The organism is Planomonospora parontospora (assembly GCA_014647935.1).
GTDB lineage: Bacteria > Actinomycetota > Actinomycetes > Streptosporangiales > Streptosporangiaceae > Planomonospora > Planomonospora parontospora.
Map to the genome: position 1 here is coordinate 102,531 of BMQD01000014.1, position 21,236 is coordinate 123,766.

General features: G+C 72.7%; 21 protein-coding genes and 1 tRNA gene. 11 read left to right on the plus strand and 11 right to left on the minus strand.

Annotated elements, in window-relative coordinates:
- The first annotated feature begins 272 nt into the window (after positions 1-272).
- The 4 genes from acs (at position 273) to IEZ07_RS21990 (ending at position 5,001) form a co-directional block, all read left to right on the plus strand.
- The gene (gene acs / locus IEZ07_RS21975; RefSeq protein ID WP_191896449.1) at positions 273-2,258 is read left to right on the plus strand and encodes an acetate--CoA ligase; all 1,986 of its coding nucleotides are present in this window, start codon (positions 273-275) and stop codon (positions 2,256-2,258) included.
- 759 nt (positions 2,259-3,017) lie between these two features.
- Entirely contained in the window at positions 3,018-3,506 is a 489-nt protein-coding gene (locus IEZ07_RS21980) for a phage holin family protein (RefSeq protein WP_191896450.1), read from the plus strand.
- The gene (locus tag IEZ07_RS21985) at positions 3,503-4,426 is read left to right on the plus strand and encodes an alpha/beta fold hydrolase (protein WP_191896451.1); all 924 of its coding nucleotides are present in this window, start codon (positions 3,503-3,505) and stop codon (positions 4,424-4,426) included. Before IEZ07_RS21980 ends, IEZ07_RS21985 begins: the two co-directional genes overlap by 4 nt.
- Complete coding sequence (locus IEZ07_RS21990; protein WP_373868871.1) at positions 4,423-5,001, plus strand: DUF309 domain-containing protein; 579 nt, start codon at positions 4,423-4,425, stop codon at positions 4,999-5,001. Before IEZ07_RS21985 ends, IEZ07_RS21990 begins: the two co-directional genes overlap by 4 nt.
- Positions 5,002-5,138: 137 nt before the next feature.
- Here the strand turns inward: IEZ07_RS21990 and IEZ07_RS21995 are convergent, their stop codons facing one another.
- Entirely contained in the window at positions 5,139-6,338 is a 1,200-nt protein-coding gene (locus IEZ07_RS21995) for a MarP family serine protease (RefSeq protein WP_068898067.1), read from the minus strand.
- Between the two features lie 73 nt (positions 6,339-6,411).
- Between IEZ07_RS21995 and IEZ07_RS22000 the strand changes: the two genes are divergently transcribed.
- A complete protein-coding gene (locus tag IEZ07_RS22000) occupies positions 6,412-6,930 on the plus strand; it encodes a HEAT repeat domain-containing protein (protein ID WP_191896452.1) in 519 nt (172 codons plus the stop codon).
- 133 nt (positions 6,931-7,063) lie between these two features.
- Here IEZ07_RS22000 and IEZ07_RS22005 read toward each other — a convergent pair whose 3' ends face one another.
- Positions 7,064-7,708, minus strand: a complete 645-nt coding sequence (locus IEZ07_RS22005) for an NUDIX hydrolase (RefSeq protein WP_068898357.1) — start codon at positions 7,706-7,708, stop codon at positions 7,064-7,066.
- Positions 7,709-7,795: 87 nt separating this feature from the next.
- Positions 7,796-8,515, minus strand: coding sequence for an endonuclease III (gene nth / locus IEZ07_RS22010; protein ID WP_191896454.1), 720 nt, complete (start codon positions 8,513-8,515; stop codon positions 7,796-7,798).
- A 232-nt stretch (positions 8,516-8,747) separates the two neighbouring features.
- Here nth and IEZ07_RS22015 point away from each other — a divergent pair, with 232 nt between their 5' ends.
- Positions 8,748-9,428: a Crp/Fnr family transcriptional regulator gene (locus tag IEZ07_RS22015; protein WP_189238410.1), complete on the plus strand. Its 681-nt coding sequence runs from the start codon at positions 8,748-8,750 to the stop codon at positions 9,426-9,428.
- A 75-nt stretch (positions 9,429-9,503) separates the two neighbouring features.
- Here the strand turns inward: IEZ07_RS22015 and IEZ07_RS22020 are convergent, their stop codons facing one another.
- From IEZ07_RS22020 to sp36, 4 genes are all read right to left on the minus strand, one after another.
- The gene (locus IEZ07_RS22020) at positions 9,504-10,295 is read right to left on the minus strand and encodes an MBL fold metallo-hydrolase (protein ID WP_191896455.1); all 792 of its coding nucleotides are present in this window, start codon (positions 10,293-10,295) and stop codon (positions 9,504-9,506) included.
- Between the two features lie 76 nt (positions 10,296-10,371).
- Positions 10,372-11,199 carry an NUDIX hydrolase gene (locus IEZ07_RS22025; protein ID WP_191896456.1) on the minus strand — a complete coding sequence of 276 codons (828 nt, stop codon included), beginning with the start codon at positions 11,197-11,199 and terminating at the stop codon, positions 10,372-10,374.
- A 148-nt stretch (positions 11,200-11,347) separates the two neighbouring features.
- A complete protein-coding gene (locus tag IEZ07_RS22030; protein WP_191896457.1) occupies positions 11,348-11,806 on the minus strand; it encodes a RidA family protein in 459 nt (152 codons plus the stop codon).
- Between the two features lie 5 nt (positions 11,807-11,811).
- The gene (sp36, locus tag IEZ07_RS22035) at positions 11,812-11,967 is read right to left on the minus strand and encodes a Sp36 family protein (RefSeq protein ID WP_141703503.1); all 156 of its coding nucleotides are present in this window, start codon (positions 11,965-11,967) and stop codon (positions 11,812-11,814) included.
- Between the two features lie 141 nt (positions 11,968-12,108).
- On the opposite strand from sp36, the gene bagA reads away from it, so the two are divergent.
- Positions 12,109-13,110 (plus strand): ATPase BagA, encoded by a 1,002-nt coding sequence (bagA, locus tag IEZ07_RS22040; RefSeq protein ID WP_191896458.1) that lies wholly within the window; start codon positions 12,109-12,111, stop codon positions 13,108-13,110.
- Positions 13,107-14,270, plus strand: coding sequence for an ATPase BagB (gene bagB, locus IEZ07_RS22045; protein WP_068898051.1), 1,164 nt, complete (start codon positions 13,107-13,109; stop codon positions 14,268-14,270). Before bagA ends, bagB begins: the two co-directional genes overlap by 4 nt.
- Before the next feature lie 175 nt (positions 14,271-14,445).
- Here bagB and IEZ07_RS22050 read toward each other — a convergent pair whose 3' ends face one another.
- A complete protein-coding gene (locus IEZ07_RS22050; protein WP_068898049.1) occupies positions 14,446-14,742 on the minus strand; it encodes a WhiB family transcriptional regulator in 297 nt (98 codons plus the stop codon).
- Positions 14,743-15,041: 299 nt separating this feature from the next.
- On the opposite strand from IEZ07_RS22050, the gene IEZ07_RS22055 reads away from it, so the two are divergent.
- Positions 15,042-17,228, plus strand: a complete 2,187-nt coding sequence (locus tag IEZ07_RS22055; RefSeq protein WP_307729033.1) for a transglycosylase domain-containing protein — start codon at positions 15,042-15,044, stop codon at positions 17,226-17,228.
- A 207-nt stretch (positions 17,229-17,435) separates the two neighbouring features.
- Here the strand turns inward: IEZ07_RS22055 and IEZ07_RS22060 are convergent, their stop codons facing one another.
- Positions 17,436-17,891 (minus strand): GatB/YqeY domain-containing protein, encoded by a 456-nt coding sequence (locus IEZ07_RS22060; RefSeq protein WP_191896460.1) that lies wholly within the window; start codon positions 17,889-17,891, stop codon positions 17,436-17,438.
- A 92-nt stretch (positions 17,892-17,983) separates the two neighbouring features.
- On the opposite strand from IEZ07_RS22060, the gene IEZ07_RS22065 reads away from it, so the two are divergent.
- The gene (locus IEZ07_RS22065; protein ID WP_068898045.1) at positions 17,984-18,907 is read left to right on the plus strand and encodes a metallophosphoesterase; all 924 of its coding nucleotides are present in this window, start codon (positions 17,984-17,986) and stop codon (positions 18,905-18,907) included.
- Positions 18,908-18,939: 32 nt separating this feature from the next.
- A tRNA-Pro gene (locus IEZ07_RS22070) sits at positions 18,940-19,013 on the plus strand.
- Positions 19,014-19,153: 140 nt separating this feature from the next.
- Here IEZ07_RS22070 and IEZ07_RS22075 read toward each other — a convergent pair.
- Entirely contained in the window at positions 19,154-20,569 is a 1,416-nt protein-coding gene (locus IEZ07_RS22075) for an MBL fold metallo-hydrolase (protein WP_191896461.1), read from the minus strand.
- A 51-nt stretch (positions 20,570-20,620) separates the two neighbouring features.
- Complete coding sequence (locus tag IEZ07_RS22080) at positions 20,621-21,145, minus strand: DUF6789 family protein (RefSeq protein WP_204054598.1); 525 nt, start codon at positions 21,143-21,145, stop codon at positions 20,621-20,623.
- Positions 21,146-21,236: the final 91 nt, after the last annotated feature.

The window sequence follows — 21,236 nt, forward strand, 5'->3', positions numbered from 1 at the left end:
GCCGGGAAGCGGTGCCGGACCGTTCACCGAACATATGGCGCCATCCGGCGCAGCACCCCGGCGGAGCCTGTGGAACGCCGCGCCCTCCGTTCCTAGGGTCGGGATCGACCGCTTCCACGGACCCTCTTATCCACCTCTGAGCCCATATGAACCAGGATGGCCCCTGCATCCGCTTGGTACAGACCTGTCTAGACCTCTTGTGGCGGACGGCTCCACCCTGGTGAAGTGGGACACACCCGAAGCCGATGAGCAGTACGAGTAAGGAGTGCGTAGTGGCCCCGGAGACCCCTGGTTCCGAACCGCGTGAGCCCCAGGAGACGCTGTCGAACCTGCTGAGCGAGACCCGGCGGTTCGCTCCTCCCGCCGGACTGGCCGCGGCCGCGAACGTGACCGAGCAGGCCTACACCGAGGCGGAGGCCGACCGGCTGGCGTTCTGGGAGAAGCAGGCCGAGCGGCTGAGCTGGTCCAAGCGCTGGGACACCGCCCTGGAGTGGAACCCGCCCTTCGCCAAGTGGTTCGTCGGCGGTGAGCTGAACGTCGCCTACAACTGCGTCGACCGCCACGTCGAGGCGGGGCTCGGCGACAGGATCGCCTACCACTGGGAGGGCGAGCCCGAGGGCGACACCCGCACGATCACCTACGCCGACCTCCAGCGGGAGGTCGGCAAGGCGGCGAACGCCCTGACCGAGCTGGGCGTCGGCAAGGGCGACCGGGTCGCGATCTACATGCCGATGATCCCCGAGCTGCCGATCACGATGCTCGCCTGCGCCCGCATCGGCGCGATCCACTCCGTCGTCTTCGGCGGCTTCTCCGCCACCGCGCTCAGCGGCCGGATCAAGGACGCCGACGCCAAGATCGTGGTCACCGCCGACGGCGGCTACCGCCGCGGCGCGCCCAGCGCACTCAAGCCGACCGTGGACGAGGCGGTCAAGGAGTGCCCCGGCATCGAGCACGTGCTCGTGGTCCGCCGGACCGGTCAGGAGGTGGACTGGACCGGCAAGGACGTCTGGTGGCACGACCTGGTGGAGCGCCAGAGCACCGAGCACGCCCCGGTCCCGCACGACTCCGAGCACCCGCTCTACATCCTCTACACCAGCGGCACGACCGGCCGGCCGAAGGGCATCCTGCACACCACCGGCGGCTACCTGACCCAGACCGCCTACACCCACCACGCGGTCTTCGACCTCAAGCCCGAAACCGACGTCTACTGGTGCACCGCCGACATCGGCTGGGTGACCGGGCACTCCTACATCGTGTACGGACCGCTCGCCAACGGCGCCACCAGCGTCATCTACGAGGGCACCCCGGACACCCCGCACCGCGGCCGCTTCTGGGAGATCGTGCAGAAGTACGGGGTCACGATCCTCTACACCGCCCCGACCGCGATCCGCACGTTCATGAAGTGGGGCGACGACATCCCCGCCAAGTACGACATGTCGTCCCTGCGGATCCTGGGCAGCGTCGGCGAGCCGATCAACCCCGAGGCCTACGTCTGGTACCGCGAGCACATCGGCGGCAACCGCACCCCGGTCGTGGACACCTGGTGGCAGACCGAGACCGGCGCCATCATGATCAGCCCGCTGCCCGGCGTGACCAGCGGCAAGCCCGGCGCCGCCATGCGCCCGCTGCCCGGCATCACCGCCGAGGTGGTCGACGACCAGGGCAACGGCGTCGGCAACGGCGGCGGCGGATACCTCGCCATCCGCGACCCGTGGCCGTCGATGCTCCGCACCATCTGGGGTGACGACCAGCGCTACATCGACACCTACTGGTCCCGCTTCGAGGGCGTGTACTTCGCGGGCGACGGCGCCAAGAAGGACGAGGACGGCGACATCTGGCTGCTGGGCCGCGTCGACGACGTCATGCTCGTCTCGGGCCACAACATCTCCACCACCGAGGTGGAGTCGGCCCTGGTCTCCCACCCGAAGGTCGCCGAGGCGGCCGTGGTGGGCGCGACCGACCCGGTGACCGGCCAGGCCATCGTCTCGTTCGTGATCCTGCGCGGCGGTGCCGAGGAGGGCGAGGACATCGCGGCCGAGCTCCGCGCCCACGTGGCCAGGACCCTCGGCCCGATCGCCAAGCCCCGGCAGATCCTGGTCGTCCCCGAGCTGCCGAAGACCCGCTCGGGCAAGATCATGCGGCGCCTGCTCCGCGACGTGGCGGAGAACCGCAGCGTGGGCGACGTCACCACCCTGGCCGACAGCACGGTGATGAACCTCATCTCCGAGAAGCTGCCCAGCGCCAAGAGCGAGGACTGACCCCGCCGGGACGGGTCCCCACCGCGCCGGGGACCCGTCCCGGCGCGGCGGGCGCGGGCCTCCGGGATCCCGCCCACCGCGCCGTACCCGATTGTCACTAAATATCCGGTTAATCGACTCCGTATAGGCTGGTGTCCAGGAGTGCCGGGAAGTCTGGTCGGCCGGGGAGGGAACAGGCCCTCCGCGAACACGCTTCCCGAAAGACTTATGTGCCGCACCGCCGAGATCCCGCCGCTCCGGCCCGCCGTCCACCTCGTCCACCACGGCCGGCGCGCCCGCCGGCCGACCGGAGCCCTCGGGGACGAGGCCCTCGGCGCCGGGACCGCCGACGACACGATCCGCGACGTTCACACGACCGCCGCCGGGGTAGCGCGCGATCCGATGACCCGTGTGCACCCCTCCCCCGGCCGGGACCACTCCCCCGCCGGACCCGCCGGCCGGCCGCCGGAGGGTTCCTCCGCGTCTTCGGCGGGGCGCGGCCGCCCGTACGATCCGGATCGCCCGGCCCCTCCGACGAGCCGCACCGGCGGGACGGGGCCGCGACGCCGGCACCGGCCGGGATCGGCTTCACCGTGTCGCTGCCCATCGCAGGCCCCGCCTTCGGCGATGATCCGGAGAGGTCGAACACGGTGACCGCGGACGTGCCCGCGACGGACCGCACCGCCGCGCCGCCGACGGCGGCTCTGCCCGAGTCGCGCGTGCGCGCACACCCCAACGCGCAGGATGATGTTGGCATCGGCGCTCGATAGGAGATCGTTCATGACGCACAATCCGGCCGCGGAGCCGCAGGAGGAGTCCCTGGGCTCGCTGGTCGCCGCGGCCAGCAGCCACATCTCCACCCTGGTCCGAGCCGAGATCGAACTGGCCAAGGCCGAGCTGAGGTTCGACGCCAAGCGCGTCGGCCTGGCGGCGGGACTGTTCGCCGCCGCGGCGTTCATGGCCCACCTGTGCCTGATCCTCGCCTCCTTCGCCATCGCCTACGCCCTGGTGGGCGTGTTCGACTGGGCGGAGGGCTGGGCCTTCGCGACCGTCACCCTCTTCTACCTGGTCGTGGCGGGCCTGCTGGTCTTCGTCGGTGTCCGGCGGCTCAAGGGCCTGACCGGGATGAAGCGGACGCTCCGCTCGCTGAAGACCATCAAGAGCGGCGAGAGCGAGCTCTCCGGCTCCTCCGTCGCCCCCGTCCACTCTTCCTCCCCCTCCGCCGGGAAGCCCGGCGTTCCACGAGAGTCGGTGAAACCGGACCAGTGAGCCGACCAGACGAGTCCGCGGTCCTCATCGAGGGCCCCTGGACGCATCGCTCCGTGCACGCCCGCGGCACCCGCTTCCACATCGTGGAGGCCGGTGAGGGCCCCCTGGTGCTGCTGCTGCACGGGTTCCCCCAGTTCTGGTGGAGCTGGCGCCACCAGCTCGTCTCCCTGCCCGCGGCGGGCTACCGTGCCGTCGCGGTGGACCTGCGCGGCTATGGCGCCAGCGACAAGCCGCCGCGCGGCTACGACCTGCCGGCCCTGGCCGCCGACGCGACCGGCCTGATCCGCGCGCTGGGAGAGACCGGTGCGATCGTCGTCGGCCACGACTGGGGCGGCCTGGTCGCCTGGACGATGGCCGCGCTCGACCCGAAGACGGTCCGGCGGCTGGTGGCGGTCTCGGCGCCGCACCCGCTGCGGCTCCGCTCCGCGCTGCGCTCCGACCCCTTCGGCCAGCTGCGGGCGAGCGCCCACGCGTTCGGCTTCCAGCTGCCGTTCCTGCCCGAGCGGCGGCTGACCGCCCGCGGCGCGGCCCTGGTGGGCAGGCTGCTGGACGAGTGGTCGGGACCCGCCTGGCCGGAGGAGGAGGCGACCCGGACCTACCGGGAGGCCTTCGGCATCCTCAACGTCGCCCACTGCGCGCTGGAGTACCACCGCTGGTTCGCCCGCTCCCAGCTCCGCCCGGACGGGCTGCGGTACGCCAGGAGCATGCGGACCGGGATCGAGACGCCCACGCTGCAGTTGCACGGCGCGCTCGACCGGCGGATGCTGCCGCGCACCGCCCAGGGCTCCGGCCGCCACGTGGTCGCCCCCTACCGGTGGCGCCTGGTGGAGGGGGCCGGGCACTTCCCGCACGAGGAGCGGCCCGGCGAGTTCGACACCGAGCTGATCGACTGGCTGTCCGACCCGGAGCCCGACCGGTGACCGCCCGCCACCGCGCCCCCGACGCCCCCGGCCCCGATCCCGGTCCGGCGGGTCCCCGCGATCCCGGACCTCCGGTTCCCCACGACGGTTCTGTACCGGAGACCCCCCGTGGCGGCTCCGAACCGGAGATCCCCCGCGACCGCGACCCGGACGGCCGGGCGCGCAACCAGCGCCCCCGCGACGCGTTCGGCCGCCCGCTGCCGCGCGGGGCCGAGGGCGTGGAACGCGTCCCCGACGACTACGCGCCGGACGCGGCCGAAGCCCTCGCCGAGGCACGCCGCCTGCTCGCCGAGAACCGGCCCTTCCACGCCCACGAGGTGCTGGAGGCCCGCTGGAAGACCGGACCGGCGGACGAGCGCGAGCTCTGGCAGGGGCTGGCGCAGATCTGCGTCGGCCTCACCCACCTCCAGCGGGGCAACCGGCGCGGGGCCTCGGCGCTGCTCGAGCGCGGCGCCGCCCGGGTCTCCGGGTACGGCCCGCCGTACCCGGAGATCGCCCGGGCCGCCCGGAAGCTGGCGGGATCGGCGGAAGCCGACCCTGCGGAGGCGATCGCCGGGATCAGAGCCCTGCTGTGAGGAACCCGGCGGGGATCAGGAGGACCGGGAGGGCTCCCGCTCCGCGGTGAGGCAGGAGCGGGGGACCACAGAGACCGGGCCGGTCGCTGGGCCGGGGATCGCAAGAACCATGCCGGTCGCTGGGCCGGGGCACGGGGTCAGTGGTCGCACTCCTGGGTGTCCACCCGGTTGAGCAGCCGGGAGCCGTCCTCGGCGTCCGGGGCCACCTCGCCGGCGGTCAGGACGTAGCCCGTCTCCTGCTGGTCGAGGGCGGCGGCGAACACGACGCCGTAGACCCGGCCGTCGGGAGTGAGCAGCGGCCCGCCGGAGTTGCCCTGGCGGACCAGGCCGCGGATCGCGTAGACGTCGCGGACGACGCTGTTGCGCTCGTAGATGTCGGTGCCCTTGGCCTTGTGCCGCACCCGGATGCGGGCCTCGTTGGGGGTGAAGCCCTGCCCGTGCGGGAAGCCCGCGATGATCGCGTCGTCGCCCGTCTCGACCTCTCCGGCGTAGAAGCGCAGGATCGGCAGGTCGAGCCCGGGGACGTGCAGGACCGCGATGTCCCTGTCGGGGTTGTAGAGCACGACCCTGGCCGGACGCGAGTCGCCGCGGTGGTCGATGATCTGCAGGTCCTGGTCGACGCCGGCGACCACGTGGGCGTTGGTCATGATCTTGTTCTGGGCGTAGACGAACCCGGTGCCCTCGATGTGCTTGCGGCAGCTCGAGGCGACGCCCTGGACCTTGACGATGCTCCTGCGGGCCCGCTCCAGCCGCGGGTTGCCCTTCAGCACGCCCTGGTCGGGCGGGGCCACCTCGACGAGGCGCCCGCCCCCGATGCCGTCGAACACCTTGGGGAAGCCCGACTTGTCGATGAAGTCCTTGATCGGGTCCTGGATGTCCTTGGCCGCCTGCGGCATCGCGTCGTCGACGGTGCCCAGCAGCAGCGACTTGTGCACCTGCTCACTGATCATGGTGAACTGGGACGAGGCGACCAGGCTGCCGATGAACCAGGTGCCGATCAGCACCGCCAGCGCGCTGGCGAACGTGCCGCCGACCGCGTCGACCACCTTGGCGGGCTCCCAGGTGACGTGGCTGCGGATCACCGCACCGATGGTCGACGACGCGAACTGGCCGATGATGGCCGTGAGGAAGACGATCACGATGGCGAGCAGCGCCTGCTCGGTGTCGCCGTCGACCACGGCGCCGGCGATCGGCGGGGCGATGAAGACGCCGAGCAGCAGCCCGCCGACGAACCCCACGAAGCTCATGGCCCCGATGATGAACCCCTGCCGGTATCCCGACACCGCGAAGGCCACCATGAGGGCGATCAGGACAAGGTCGAGGAGATCGCCGTTCACCCCTTTACGGTATCCAGCAGCCGCCCCGCGCGCGTAGCCCTTCTCCGAGCTCCGTTGTGGCTATCGTTGCACTATGGCAACGATCGGGGGGCCGGTGTCCGTCACGTCACTGATCGAGACGGCGCTGGGAGATCCGGACCATGACGGTGCGATCCGCTGGCAGGCGATCGCCCAGCTGCAGGAACGGGGCGATCTGGAGACCTTCACCGCGGCCCGGCGGCTGTGCGGGGGGACCACCACGGCCGAGCGCATGCTCGGTGTCGACATCCTCGGGCGGCTGGGCTTCACCGACCGGAGCCTGCCGGTCCTGCGCTTCCTCGCCGCCGGCGAGGACGACCCGATGGTGCTCTACTCGGTGCTGATCGCCTTCGGCCACCTGCGCGACCGCCGCGCGCTGCCCTCGGTGATCGAGCTGGCCGGGCACTCCGACGCCGGCGTCCGGTACGGCGCCGCCTACGCCCTGCCGAACATCGTCGGCAGCCCGCCCGACCCCGCCGGGCTCGCCGCGCTGCGCCGCCTGGCCCACGACTCCGACGAGGACGTGGCCGACTGGGCCTGCCTGGGGATGACCCTGGTGGGCGGCGGCGCCTAGGATGCTCGCGGCCGGCGCACGAAGGGCCGGGCGCACGGACGATCGACGCACGGACGGCCGGCACGCGGACGCCCGGCGCCCGGACACGGACGGACGGACACGGACGGCGCCATCCACCGGACCCGGGAACGCCTCAGCCCCGGGAGGCCAGGGCCAGGACCTCGGGGGGCACGTCCTCGACCCGTGAGCGGTCCCACGGTCGCTCGAAGCCCGAGACGGAGAGCACCCCGTCGAGCACGCCCGCGGTGAACCCCCAGACCAGCAGCCCCCGCACCCGGAACGCCGGGCTGGCGTAACCGCTCGGGTGGCTCAGGACGAGCCGGTTGGCCGGGTCGACCAGCTCGGCGACCGGCACCCGCTCCACCGACTCCACCTCGTCGGGCGAGGCCGCGTGCACGGCGCTGGGCGTGTGCCACCAGCCGATCACCGGGGTCACCCGGTTGTCGCTGCGCCAGATGTACAGCTCGGGCATCGTCCCGACCACGTGCACGCCCGACGGGTCCAGGCCGGTCTCCTCCTCGGCCTCGCGCAGCGCGGCAGCGACCGGGCCGCCGTCCTCCGGGTCGACGCCGCCGCCGGGGAAGGCCGGCTGCCCCGCGTGCCGCCGCCCGCGCGAGCTGCGCTGGATCAGCAGCACGTCGGGCCCGAGCGGCCCCTCGCCGAACAGCAGCAGCACCGCGGCCGGGCGCCCTCCCGACCTCGGCGGGCGCAGCGCCGGCGGCACCGGCCTCTCCGCGGCCCGCTCCGCAAGCGTCTCCAACCACTCGGGCACTTCCACCGCCACACCTCCGGTCTCTGCAACACGTCGCCCCCGCCCGCGCTTCCCCGCCACCGGACCCGGCATTCCCGGCCCGCGGCGGGACCGCTACGAGGAGGGGCCGGGGCGCACCAGTTTCGCGGCCTGCGCGGGGTCCGTGGGGCCGGTGCCGTACGAGGGGCACAGGGCGGCCAGCGGGCACGCGCCGCAGGCGGGCCTGCGGGCGTGGCAGATGCGGCGGCCGTGCCAGATCAGCCGGTGGGAGGCCATCGTCCAGTCGCGCTTCGGCAGGAGCTCCGCGACGGCATGCTCGATCTTGACCGGGTCGGTCTCCGCGGTCCAGCCGAACCGGTGGACGAGCCGCTGGAAGTGGGTGTCGACGGTCAGGCCCGGGACTCCGAAGGCGTTTCCCAGCACCACGTTGGCGGTCTTGCGCCCGACGCCGGGCAGCGCGACCAGGTCCTTCAGCCTGCCGGGGACCTCGCCGCCGTGCCGCTCGCACAGGGCCTGGGCCATGCCCATGATGCTGGCGGTCTTGGCCCGGAAGAACCCGGTGGACCGGATGATCTCCTCCAGCTCGGCCCGGTCCGCCCCGGCATAGTCCTCCGCCGTCCGGTATTTGGCGAAAAGCGTTGGGGTGACGAGGTTGACCCTCTTGTCGGTGCACTGGGCGGACAGGATCGTCGCGACCAGCAGCTCCAGCGGATCGGTGAAGTCGAGCTCGCAGTGGGCGTCGGGGTAGGTCTCCGCCAGGATCCGGTCCGTCCGCCGGGCACGGCGGACCAGCGCGAGCCTGGACTCGCCCGCCGGGGGGTCTTCGCGAAGCACCCCGACAGCTTATGCGTCCGGGTCCCCGCCGAGCCCCGTGGTGCGATGAGTCACAATGGCTGTTGCGGACGCCGCGGACCGGTCACGGGCGCCCGCGCCGACGACACCACATCAACGCAGAGCCAGAGGACGACGTGCGGACACGAGGACGAGGGACGGGCCGTCCGCCGGCGGCGTCACGCGAGCGCGGCAGGCCCGAGGACGAAGCGTGAAACCTCAACAAGGAGGCACCGTGAACACCGACGACGTGCTGGGCAGGGCCCCCCTGTTCTCCGCGCTCGACCGCGAGGGCGCCGCCGCCCTGCGTACCAGCGTCTCGGAGGTCCAGCTGTCCAAGGGCCAGACCCTCTTCAACGAGAACGAGACGGGTGACCGGCTCTACGTCGTCCTCGAAGGCAAGATCAAGCTGTCCAGGACCGCTCCCGACGGCCGGGAGAACCTGCTCAGCGTGCTCGGCCCGGGCGAGATGTTCGGCGAGCTGTCGCTGTTCGACCCCCGCCCCCGTACGGCCTCCGCCATCGCACTGACCGACGTCCGCCTGGCCGGGCTCGGCCACGACGACCTGCGCCCCTGGCTGACCGGCCGCCCCGAGGTCGCCCTGCACCTGCTGCGCGCCCTGGCCCAGCGGTTGCGCCGGACCAACGACGTCCTGGCCGACCTGGTCTTCACGGACGTGCCCGGCCGGGTCGCCAAGGCCCTGCTCGACCTCGCCGACCGCTTCGGCCAGAAGGTCGACGACGGAGTCCGGGTCCACCACGACCTCACCCAGGAGGAGCTGGCCCAGCTGGTCGGCGCCTCGCGGGAGACCGTGAACAAGGCCCTGGCCGACTTCGCCCAGCGCGGCTGGCTGCGCATCGAGGCCAAGGCCGTGGTCATCATGGACATCGAGCGCCTGCACAACCGCTCGCGCTAGACACCGCCGCGCGCCCGGCGCCGCCCGAGCGCCGGGACGTCGCCGGGCGCGCGGGGGCAGCGCCGTACGGCACGGCTAGACGTCGCCGAGATAGTCCAGCTGGGCCCGGACCGACATCTCGGCCGCGGGCCGGAGCGAACGGTCCACGTCCGCGTAGACGATCGCGACGATCTCCGCGGGCGTGGCCGCGCCGCCCTCCCGCGCGGCCCGGATCTGGTCCAGGCGCCGCCTCCGGTGCGCGATGTAGCCGTCCAGCGCGCCGATCGGGTCCGGCAGCACCGGACCGTGCCCGGGGAGCAGCGCCTCGGCCCCGACCTGCTCGGCGGTGGCGCGCAGCCGGTCCAGGGAGCGGAGATAGTCGGCCAGGTCGCCGTCGGGGGCGATCACGGTCGTCCCCCGGCCGAGCACGGTGTCCCCGGTCAGCACCGCCCGGTCCGCCGGCAGCCAGAAGCAGAGCGAGTCCGCGGAGTGGCCGGGCGTGCCCAGCACGCGCAGCTCCAGGTCGCCCACGCCGACCACGTCGCCGTCCCCGAGCCCCTCGTCGCCCAGCCGGTGCCGGGGGTCCAGCGCCCGCACCGGAGCCCCTGTCAGCTCGGCGAAGGCGCGCGCGCCGCCGCTGTGGTCGTGGTGCCCGTGGGTGAGCAGGATCGCGGTCACCCTGCGGTCCCGCAGGTGCGCCGTCACCCGGGCGAGATGCGCCTCGTCGTCCGGTCCCGGATCGACGACCAGCACCTCCTCCCCCAGGCCGACCACCCAGGTGTTGGTCCCGTCCAGGGTCATGGGGGACGGGTTGGGGGCCAGCAGGTTGAGCGCGTGCTCCGTGCCCGCCCCGTCGGGCCCCTCCAGCGGTATCCGCAGCCCGCTCATACGGTCTCCTCGCCCGAAGGCTCGGAGTCCGCATGCGCGGACGCCCTGCGCCCCCCGGCTCGCTCGCTCCGCCCGCTCACGCCGCGCCGAACCGGTAGCCGTCGTCGAGCACGATCTGCATCTCGCCGTCCACCTCCGCGATCCGCGGCATGAAGGTGACGATCTCCCGCTCGGCCGCGAGCACGTCGGCGACCTTCTCGTAGGCGGTCAGCTCGCTCAGCGTGCGGTGGGTGGGCGGCATCAGGAAGATCTCCCCCCCGGCCGCCTGCCCGATCGCGTCGCCGGGCCGTACCCAGACGACCTGGTCGGCCTCACCGCCGACGTCGCGGGTGCGCTGGCCGGGCGGGAGTGCGGCGACGAAGAAGCGGGTGTCGTAGCGCCTGCTCTCGACCTCCGGCGTGATCCAGTGCGCCCAGGGGCGGAGCAGGTCGGACCGGAGGACCAGGCCGCGCCTGCCGAGGAAGTCGGCGAAGGACAGGGTCCGGTCGATCAGCGCGAGCCGGTCGGCCTCCCAGTCGTCCCCGGTGGTGTCGTCCACGACGGAGGTCGGCGACGAGCCGGCCAGCAGCACGCCCGACTCCTCGAAGGTCTCCCGGACCGCGGCGCAGACGAGGCCCCGCGCGGTCCCCTCGTCCGCGCGGAAGACCTCGCCCCACGCGGCGGGCGAGGGCCCGGACCAGGCGACCGCCTGGTCGGCGTCGCGCGGGTCCACCGAACCGCCGGGGAAGACGTAGGCACCGGCGGCGAAGGCCATGCTCGCCTTCCGCCGGAGCAGGTAGACCTCGGGGCCCTCGCGGAGGAGGACCACGGTGGCCGCGTCCCGGGCCGGGACGGGCTCGGACCGCCCGGCCAGGATGTCGCGCGCGCGCTCGCCGAGCTCCCCGGGAAGCGGAATCCCACCCATGCCTGAACCTTTCACCCGAACCCGCCCGAACATTGCTCGGTTTTCGGGTCCATCATGTGGTACGGCCCGCTCCCGGGCAATCATCGGCCTCGTGCACGATCACCGACCTCCCGGGTGAGCGCCGGCGGACCTCCGTTCCGGGCGACCGTCAGCGGACCTCGGCGATCAGCTCGACCTCGACCGGCGCGTCCAGCGGGAGGACCGTGACGCCGACCGCGCTGCGGGCGTGCACCCCGGCCTCGCCGAAGACCTCACCGAGCAGCTCGCTGGCGCCGTTGACCACCTGCGGCTGGCCGGTGAAGTCCGGGGCGCTGGCCACGAACCCGACGACCTTCACGATCCGCACCACGTTCGACAGGCCGCCGGCCGCCGACGCGACCGCCGCCAGGGCGTTGAGCGCGCAGATCCGGGCCATCTCCCGGCCCTCCTCCGCGCTCACCTCGGCGCCGACCTTGCCGGTCGCCGCCAGCTTGCCGTCCACCATCGGGACCTGGCCCGAGGTGTAGACGTGGTCGCCCGACCTGACGGCCGGGACGTAGGCCGCCAGCGGCGGCACGACCTCGGGCAGCTCCAGGCCGAGTTCGGCCAGCTTCTCCTCAGGGGACACCGCGCCTACTCCTTCGGGCGCTTGAGGTAGGCCACCAGCTGCTCGGGGTTCGGCCCCGGCACGACCTGGACGAGCTCCCAGCCGTCCTGGCCCCAGTTGTCGAGAATCTGCTTGGTCGCGTGGACCAGCAGAGGCACAGTCGAGTACTCCCACTTCGTCATGCGAGACACACTAGCGAGACCTCCCCCCGCCGGGCGCCCCGGCGCGGCCCGCAGGGCCCGGCCGCCGCGCGAGGGTGTGAATCGCGTCCCAAACAACGGCCCGAGCGAGTCGCCAAGCAACCGTTGGGTAGCCTTCGAACTGTGAAAGCGCGCGACACCGACTGGGATGGGGTACGGCTTCACGTCGTCACCGGCAAGGGCGGCACCGGGAAGACCACGGTCGCCGCCGCGCTCGCCCTCGCGCTCGCCGCGGGCGGGCGGAAGGTCCTGCTGGTCGAGGTCGAGGGGCGCCAGGGGATCGCGCAGATCTTCGACCTGCCGCCGCTGCCGTACGAGGAACGGAAGATCGCCGTCGCGCCGGGGGGCGGCGACGTCCACGCGCTGGCCGTCGATCCCGAAGAGGCCATGCTCGACTACCTCGAGATGTTCTACGGCATGCGCCGGGCGGGCCGGGCGCTGAGCAAGCTGGGCATCGTCGACTTCGCCACCACCATCGCCCCCGGTTTCCGCGACGTCCTCGTCACCGGCAAGACGACCGAGGCGGTCCGGCGCAGGGGCAAGGAGGGCCGGCGGGTCTACGACGCGGTGGTGCTCGACGCCCCGCCGACCGGCCGGATCGTCCGCTTCCTGAACGTCACCAACGAGGTCGCGGGGCTGGCCAGGATGGGCCCGATCAAGAACCACGCCGACCTGGTGAACGGCGTCGTCGCCTCACCCGAGACCGCGGTGCACTTCGTCACCCTCCTGGAGGAGATGCCCGTCCAGGAGACCCTCGACGGGCTGGCCGAGCTGCGGGCGGCGGGCCTGCCGCCCGGCGGCGTCTTCACCAACATGGTCAGGACCTCGCTGCTGCCCGCGGAGGCCGTCGAGGCGGCCGCGGCCGGCCGCTTCGACCCGGACGAGCTGGCGCTGGGCCTCAAGGCGGCCGGGCTGGCCGACGGGGCCGACGCCGCCGCCGTGGCCTCGGCCCTCACCGAGGAGATCGTCGAGCACGCCCGCCGCACCGAGCTGGAACGCCAGGAGCGGGCCTCGCTCGACGCCGCCGGGCGGCCCCGCTACGAGCTGCCGCTGCTGCCGGACGGCGTGGACCTCGCCGGGCTGTACGAGCTGGCCGAATCGATCCGCACCCAGGGAGCAGCATGAACGAGCGGACCGGAGGGCACCGCACCGCCCCCCTGCTCGACCTCGACGCGATCATCGACGACCGCAACACCCGGATCATCGTCTGCTGCGGCTCCGGCGGCGTGGGCAAGACCACCACCGCGGCCGCCCTGGGGCTGCGCGCCGCCGAGCGCGGGCGCAGCGCCGTGGTCCTCACCGTGGACCCGGCGCGGCGGCTGGCCCAGTCGATGGGCCTGACCGAGCTCGACAACACGCCCCGGCCCGTCGCGGGCGTGACGGGCGAGGGCGAGCTGCACGCCATGATGCTCGACATGAAGCGGACCTTCGACGAGATCATCGAGGCGCACGCCGACCCGGAGCGGGCCCGGCAGATCCTGACGAACCCCTTCTACCAGTCCCTGTCGTCCAGCTTCTCCGGCACCCAGGAGTACATGGCGATGGAGAAGCTCGGCCAGCTCCGCCGGTCGGGCGACTGGGACCTGATCATCGTGGACACCCCGCCCTCCCGGTCCGCCCTGGACTTCCTGGACGCGCCGGAACGGCTCGGCCGCTTCCTCGACGGGCGGCTCATCCGACTGCTGACCGCCCCGGCGAAGGTCGGCGGGCGCAGTGCCTTCAAGCTGTTCAACGCCGGCTTCGGGTTCGTCGCCGGGACCCTGACCAAGCTGCTGGGCGCTCAGGTGCTCAAGGACCTGCAGACGTTCGTGTCCGCCCTGGATGCCGTCTTCGGCGGGTTCCGGGCGCGCGCCGACCAGACCTACCGGCTGCTGCAGGCCCCCGGGACCGCGTTCGTGGTCGTCGCGGCCCCCGAGAGGGACGCGATGCGCGAGGCCTCGTACTTCGTGGAGCGGCTGGCCGAGGAGCGCATGCCGCTGGCCGGGCTCGTGGTCAACCGGGTCCACCGCTCGCCCGTCTCCGGGCTGTCGGCGGCCCGCAGCAGCGCGGCGGCCGAGGACCTGGAGGCGCGGGGCGAGCACGAGCTGACCTCCGCGGTGCTGCGGCTGCACGCCGACCGCATGCAGCTGGCCGCCCGGGAGCACCGCGAGCAGGAGCACTTCGTCTCCGCCCACCCCACGGTGCCGATCGTCCAGGTCGCCGCGATGCCCACGGACGTGCACGACCTGGAGGGCCTGCGCGAGGTGGGAGAGCTCCTGGCCGGGCGGTGGCGCCCGGCGGCCTGACCCGGATCCGCCCGGGACCGCCCGGTCCGGTCTCGCACCGGGCGCCGGCACGCCGTTCCGCGCCGCAGGCGGGCGCGGAACGAACACGCACGGACCGGGCTCGGACGACATGGGTACGGCCGGCGGGCGGCGCCGGCCGTACGGGGTCGAAATCATGCCGGGGCGGCTCGCGGGCTCAGCCGGCGATCAGCTCGTTCGTCCGCTCGTACTCTTCCTTGGCCAGTTCCAGCAGGTCCCGCCAGGAGTCGACGTCGGGTCGCCGGCGCAGCAGCGCCCGGCGTTCCCGCTCGGTCATCCCGCCCCACACCCCGAACTCGATGCGGTTGTCCAACGCGTCGGCGAGGCACTCGGTTCGGACCGGGCACCCTCGGCAGATGAGCTTCGCTCGGTTCTGGGCAGCGCCCTGGACGAACAGCGCGTCAGGATCCGCACCCTTGCAGGCCGCGCTGGACGTCCAATCCGTGATCCACATTCGACCCCACTCCCCTTAGGTGGTCAGTCGTGACTTGGAGCCGACGGGCGCGGTCGTCGGGCTTCCGTATTCAGTTGCCGCAGAAAGAGAACGTACGCAATCAGACGTTCGGGCGGACAGACCCCGGCGGGACCAATTTCTTGCATGGTCATGGGCGGCCATGTGGCCGGGAATGACTAGTTACCTGTCCTTGATTCAAGGGAACGCCAAGCGCGAACGGTGTTCCGTTACCGTTCGAGCCGTCCACCCGACGTACTCTTGTTCTCGTGCAAGCTCAAGGCAAAGATCAGAAGTCGGCAGTGGGGAACGTCCTGCGGCTCGTCACCGCGGGCGCCGCCGCGGGGGTGTTGGTCGCTGCCATCGCGCTTCCGGCGATGGGTGGTGCGGGCGTGACGGTGAAGTCCGCCATCCAGGAGCTGCACCTGCAGCCGGAGGAGCTCAAGGAGCCCCCGCTGCCCGAGCGGACCGTCCTGCTGGACGCCGACGGCAAGCAGTTCGCCCAGTTCTACTACGAGAACCGCGAGTCGGTGAGACTCGACCAGATCGCCGACGTCATGAAGACCGCGATCGTCGCGATCGAGGACGACCGGTTCTACGAGCACGGCGCGATCGACCTGGAGGGCACGGCCCGCGCCGCCGTGCGGAACTTCTCCGGCGGCGGCGTCGTGCAGGGCGGCTCGTCGATCACCCAGCAATACGTCAAGCTCGTCCTGGTCAACAGCGCCGAGACCAAGGAGGAGCAGGCCGCCGCCCAGGCGCCCACCCTCGAACGCAAGCTCAACGAGCTGCGCTACGCGCTGGCCATCGAGGAGAAGTACACCAAGTCGGAGATCCTCGAGCGCTACCTCAACATCTCCTACTTCGGCGCGGGCGCGCACGGCATCCAGGCCGCCGCCAAGCGGTTCTTCGACAAGCCGGCCTCCAAGCTGACCCTGTGGGAGGCCGCCACGCTGGCCGGGGCCGTGCAGAACCCCAGCGTGACCGACCCCAACACCGGCAAGGCCGCCCGCGCCCGGCTGCTGGAGCGGCGCAACACGGTGCTGAACCGAATGACCGAACTCGGCAAGATCACCAAGGCGGAGGCCGAGGAGGCCAAGGCCAAGAAGCTCGGCTACAAGGACGTCCCGGTCCCCGGCGGCTGCGACGAGAGCCCCTACCCCTACTTCTGCCTCTACGTCCAGCACGAGATCCTCAACAACGAGGACTTCGGCAAGACCGCCGAGGCGCGTGAGAAGTTCCTCCAGCGCGGCGGCCTGACGATCAAGACGACGCTCGACACGCAGGCGCAGAAGGCCTCCGAGAAGGCCATCAAGGCCTACGTCAAGACCACCGACAAGCCGGTCGCCTCGCAGGCCATGGTCGTGCCGGGCACCGGGGCCATCAAGGCGATGGCCGCCAGCCGCAAGTTCGGGCAGAACAAGAAGAAGAACGAGATCAGCTACAACCTCGCCGCCGACGTGCTGCACGGCGGCGGCGCCGGGTTCCAGGCGGGCTCCACCTTCAAGCCCATCACCCTGCTCGCGGCCCTGGAGAAGGGCATGAAGCTGAACGACGGCTTCAGCACCGGTTCCACCTACCACGCGCCGAGCAGCAGCGCCTTCCGCGACTGCAAGGGCAACCGGGTCGGCGATCCCTCACATCCGGTCCAAAACTCCAGCGAGGGCGGCGGCGGCTTCAAGACCCTGACCACCGGCACCCTCGGCTCGGTGAACACCTTCTTCATGAAGCTGGAGGAGGTGGTCGGGCTCTGCGAGACCGTCAAGACGGCCCAGAAGCTGGGCATCAAGCGCGCCGACGGGCAGCCGCTGAAGGAGTTCGAGACCTTCACGCTCGGCACCAACGAGATGGACCCGGTCACGGTCTCCGCCGCCTACGCGACGATCGGCGCCCGCGGCGCCTACTGCAAGCCGATGGCCATCACCGAGATCCGCGACCGGAACAACAAGGCCACCTCCTACAAGCCGAAGTGCAAGCAGGTCCTGGACGAGGAGGTCTCCGACGCGGCCTCGCACATCATGTCCGGCGTGTTCACCAAGGGCACGATGAGCGGCGTCGGCGGCATCGGCCGCCCCGCGGCGGGCAAGACCGGCACCACCGACGACTACACCGCGGCCTGGTTCGCCGGCTTCACCCCCGACCTGGCCTCCGCGGTCAGCATCGGCGACCCGCGCGGCGCCTTCCAGCACGACCTGGTCGGCGTGACCATCGGCGGACGCTACTACTCCCACGTGTACGGCGCCTCGATCGCCGGGCCGATCTGGAAGCAGTCCATGATCGGCGCGCTGAAGGGCGTGGAGGCGACGCCGTTCACCCCGGTGAACATGGAGCGCTTCGGCGGCTGCTCCGCCGGCCGGTGCGCCCCGCCGCCCAAGAAGCCCGCCAAGGTCGACGGTGACGGCGGCGGCCGTGGCGGCGACGGCGGCAACGACGTGGAGTCCCCGGCGGACTGGGGCGGCGTGAACGGCGGCGCCCCGATCATTCCCTGACCGTCCACGGCGGTGACGTGAAACGAAGAGAGCCCTCCTCAAGGCCGGTGACGGCCGGGGAGGGCTCTCTTTCACGTTGTCGGCCCGAAGGCGCCTTCCGGGACCTCAGCCCGCCGGACGGGCCCGCACGGCCTGGCGCTCAACCGCCCAGGCGGGCCGTACGGCCTGGCGCTCAGCCCACCCGGACGGGCCCGTACGGCCTGGCGCTCAGCCCGCCAGGCGGGCCCGTACGGCCTGGGCCACCCGGCCGCCCTCGGCGCGCCCGGCGACCTTGGGGTTGAGGACCTTCATGACCTGTCCCATCGCCTGCGGTCCCGAGGCGCCGCTCTCCGCGAGGGCCTCCTCCACGAGCGCGGCGAGCTCGGAGTCGGAGAGCTGGGCCGGGAGGTACTCCTCCAGGATGGCCTGCTCGTCCATCTCGGCCTTCGCCTGCTCGGTGCGGCCGGCCCCGCCGAAGGCCTCGGCCGCCTCGCGGCGCTTCTTGGCCTCCTTCGTCAGCACCTTGACGATCTCGTCGTCGGTCAGCTCGCGGGAGGTCTTGCCCGAGACCTCCTCGACGTTCACCGCCGCCAGGGCCATCCGGATCGTCCGGGTGCGGATCTCGTCCCTGCTCTTCATCGAGGCCGTCAGATCGGCCTTCAGCTTGTCCTTCAATGCGCTCATGCGGTCCATCTTGCCGCCTCACCAGCCCGGTTGTATTCCGGGTTTCCGTCCGGCGGGCCGGATAGGCGGCCCGGCTCGGGCATGATGGAGGGGTGAGGAAAGCAGCCGCAGTGCCCCTGTCCCTGCTCGGCGCCGGCCTGGCCGGTCTGGCCTACGCCTCGGTCATCGAGCGCAACGCGTTCCGGCTGCGGCGTTTCGACGTGCCGGTGCTGGAGCCCGGACGGCGTCCGGTGCGCGTCCTCCACCTCTCCGACCTGCACCTCACCCCCGGCCGCCGGCTGCTCATCGAGTGGGTCCGCTCCCTGGGCGACCTCCGGCCCGATCTGGTGGTGAACACCGGCGACTCGATCGCCCACCCCGAGGCGGTCCCCGCCCTGCTGCACGCCCTGGAGCCCCTGCTGCGGCGCCCCGGCCTGTTCGTGTACGGCTCCAACGACCTCTACTCCCCGCGCCCCAAGAACCCCGCGCGCTACCTGTGGCGGACCTCCAAGGGCGACAACCGCCGCAACACGCCCGACCTGCCCTGGGAGGAACTCGGCGCCGGGATGGCGGCCGAGGGCTGGCTCGACATGAACAACACCACCGCCCGGATCAAGGTCGCCGACCTCGACGTGGCCGTGGGCGGCATCCACGACTCCCACATCGACCACGACCGCTACGACCGGATCGCCGGTCCCGCCCCCGCGGACGCCGACCTCCGCCTGGGCGTGATGCACTCCCCCGAGCCCCGCAACATGACCCGCTTCGCCGCCGACGGCTACCAGCTCCTGCTGGCCGGGCACACCCACGGCGGTCAGCTCTGCGTCCCGTTCTACGGTGCGCTCGTCACCAACTGCGGCATCGACCGGGCCCGCGTCAAGGGCCTGAGCCGCCACGACGCCGCCTACCTCCACGTCTCCGCGGGCCTCGGCACCAGCCCGTACTCCCCGGTCCGCTTCGCCTGCTTCCCGGAGGCTTCGCTCCTCACGCTCGTGCCGCGCCGCCGGGGTGGCACAAGCATCCACGAAGTCCGCTAGACTTTCCCAAGCACGAGCAAGACGGCGTGCACCGGGGTGTAGCGCAGCTTGGTAGCGCGCTTCGTTCGGGACGAAGAGGTCGCAGGTTCAAATCCTGTCACCCCGACGTTGCAGTGATTTCCCGAGGCCGAGGGCCCGATCGCCGGAGACGGCGACCGGGCCCTCGGTCGTTTCCTGTGGTGCTTCCCACGGTGCTTCCCTCCGCGGACCGTCAAGCGGCGCGGTGCGAGCGGCGATCACGTCGGGTCAGGCGGCGCGGTGCGCGGCATGGGCGGCGACCACGTCGGGGATCCCTGCGTCCGTCAGCACGACGGGCCGGTGGCCCTCCCCGGCCAGCAGGGTCGCGGCGATGGAGGCCCGGCGGCCCGAACCGCAGGCGACCAGCACGGGACGGTCCCGGTCGAGGTCCGCCGGGACGCCCTCGGTCACCAGGTCCGGCAGGAAGCGTTCCACCGCGCCTTCCAGCCGCGCCGCCTTCCGCTCGGCGGGCATCCGCACGTCGAGCACCTGCGCGCCGGGCAGGGCGAGATGCCGGAGGAAGGCGGACAGGTCCACGAGCGTGAAGGTCTGCGTGGCCGCCGGGCCGAGGTCGCGGACGACGCCGCGGACCTCGTCCATCCCGATCCGCGCGAGCTGGACGACCTCCTCGGTGACGTCCTGGTCCCGCTCCGCGACCAGCACGATCGGCGTCCGGTACGGCAGCAGCCACCCGGCCCAGCTGCCGAAGTCGTCGCCCGGCTCGATCCCGACGGATCCGGGAAGGGCCCCCTGGGCCTGCGCCCTCCGCGGGCGGACGTCGACCGCCCGCGCCTCCGCGGGCACAGCGGTGGCAGTGAGCTCGGGAACCCTCGGCGAGGGCATCGGCGGCACGCCGAGGGTGTTGGCTCTGCCCATGTGCCGGTAGAACGCCGGGATCGGCATCGGCTCGGCGAGCAGCGCGTCGGCGAAGGCCTCCGCGGCGTCGGCGGCGCCCGTGGAGACTCCGTCCGCGGCGCCCGTGGAGGCCCCGGACGCCGCGGAGGCCGTGCGGCCGGTGGCGAGGGCCAGCAGCGGGTTGCCGGTGAGCTCCGCCCCGATGGTGGAGGTGTGCCGGCCCGCACCGGAGGACGTGCAGAACGAGCCCTCGCCGTGGGTGGGGAACAGACCGGTCTGCGGGGGCAGGGCCGCCAGTCGGCGCAGCGAGCCGCACTGCAGGCGGGCCAGGGTGCGGGCCCGCTCGGGGCCCAGCAGGTCGGGGCGGCCGGCCGAGGCCACCAGCAGGCTGCCCCCGGAGAAGAGCGCCGCCGGCTCGCTGTCGGCCAGCACCAGGTAGCTGGTGTGCTCGGGGGTGTGGCCCGGAGTGTGGATCGGGCGGACCAGCAGGCCCCGCCCGCCCGCGAGGTCCTCCAGGTGGAAGGCGGGGGTGTGCCGGTAGGCGGCCGCCGCGGCGGCGGGCAGCACCAGTTCGGCCCCGGTGCGCAGGGCGGCCTGCTCGGCGCCCGAGACGTAGTCGTTGTGCAGGTGGGTCTCCAGCACGAACCGCAGTTCCACGTCCCGCTCGGCGACGACCCGCAGGAACCGGTCGACGTCGCGCTGGGGGTCGACGAGCACCCCCACGCCCTCGTGGACCAGCAGGTGGCTCTGGTCGCCCAGGCCCGGGGTGCGGAACGACACGATCTCCATTTCCCCGCCTCCGCTCGGTCGGCGCACGGCCCCCGACGGGGCCCTACGGGTTCATACCCGGGAAAGGCCGGGAGGACCTGCGGAAACGGAGGCCTGCGGGGCCGTGCCGGGCCCGTCGTCCCCGCACCCGGCGCGGTCCCCGCCGTTCATCCGGTTCAGCGCGAGAGCGAGCGCCGCGCCGTACACCGCATGGGCCGTGCCCATCACCAGGGGGCGCCCCGGCCGGTCGCGCGGGATCGAGGGCAGGATCCCCAGGCGGGGCACCCAGCCCGCGTAGCTGCCGACCCAGATCCCCAGGGCGTAGACGACGCCCAGCGGCGGAGCGATCCGCCGCCCGCGGGAGAGCAGGCCGTACACCGCCCCCGCGCCGGCGCCGAACCCGAAGTGGGCGATCGCGCCCAGGACCCCCTCGCCGGGCTTGGAGCGGTGCCGGTGCCCGGGCAGGGCGGCGCGGACGATGCGCTTGGGCGGCTGGTCGCCCATCAGCCCGGCCTTCTCCCCGGCGACCATCACCACGCTCATCACCGCGGTGGCGAGCACTCCTCCTGCGGCTCCTCTGACCAGGTTGCGCATCATGACGGGCGAATGCCCCCGTCCCGGCGGGGAAAACCGGCGTGCGCGCACCGCCCTGGGCCCGGCGGCTCCGCCCGGTGGCCGGTGCCGCCTC

Coding starts and splice junctions, on each gene's coding strand:
- IEZ07_RS21980 (WP_191896450.1), top strand. CDS start 3,018: ATGACGCACAATCCGGCCGCGGAGCCGCAGGAGGAGTCCCTGGGCTCG.
- bagB (WP_068898051.1), top strand. CDS start 13,107: ATGAACGAGCGGACCGGAGGGCACCGCACCGCCCCCCTGCTCGACCTC.
- IEZ07_RS22080 (WP_204054598.1), bottom strand. CDS start 21,145: ATGATGCGCAACCTGGTCAGAGGAGCCGCAGGAGGAGTGCTCGCCACC.
- sp36 (WP_141703503.1), bottom strand. CDS start 11,967: ATGACGAAGTGGGAGTACTCGACTGTGCCTCTGCTGGTCCACGCGACC.
- IEZ07_RS22020 (WP_191896455.1), bottom strand. CDS start 10,295: ATGAGCGGGCTGCGGATACCGCTGGAGGGGCCCGACGGGGCGGGCACG.
- IEZ07_RS22025 (WP_191896456.1), bottom strand. CDS start 11,199: ATGGGTGGGATTCCGCTTCCCGGGGAGCTCGGCGAGCGCGCGCGCGAC.
- IEZ07_RS22050 (WP_068898049.1), bottom strand. CDS start 14,742: ATGTGGATCACGGATTGGACGTCCAGCGCGGCCTGCAAGGGTGCGGAT.
- IEZ07_RS22000 (WP_191896452.1), top strand. CDS start 6,412: ATGGCAACGATCGGGGGGCCGGTGTCCGTCACGTCACTGATCGAGACG.
- IEZ07_RS22060 (WP_191896460.1), bottom strand. CDS start 17,891: ATGAGCGCATTGAAGGACAAGCTGAAGGCCGATCTGACGGCCTCGATG.
- IEZ07_RS22075 (WP_191896461.1), bottom strand. CDS start 20,569: ATGGAGATCGTGTCGTTCCGCACCCCGGGCCTGGGCGACCAGAGCCAC.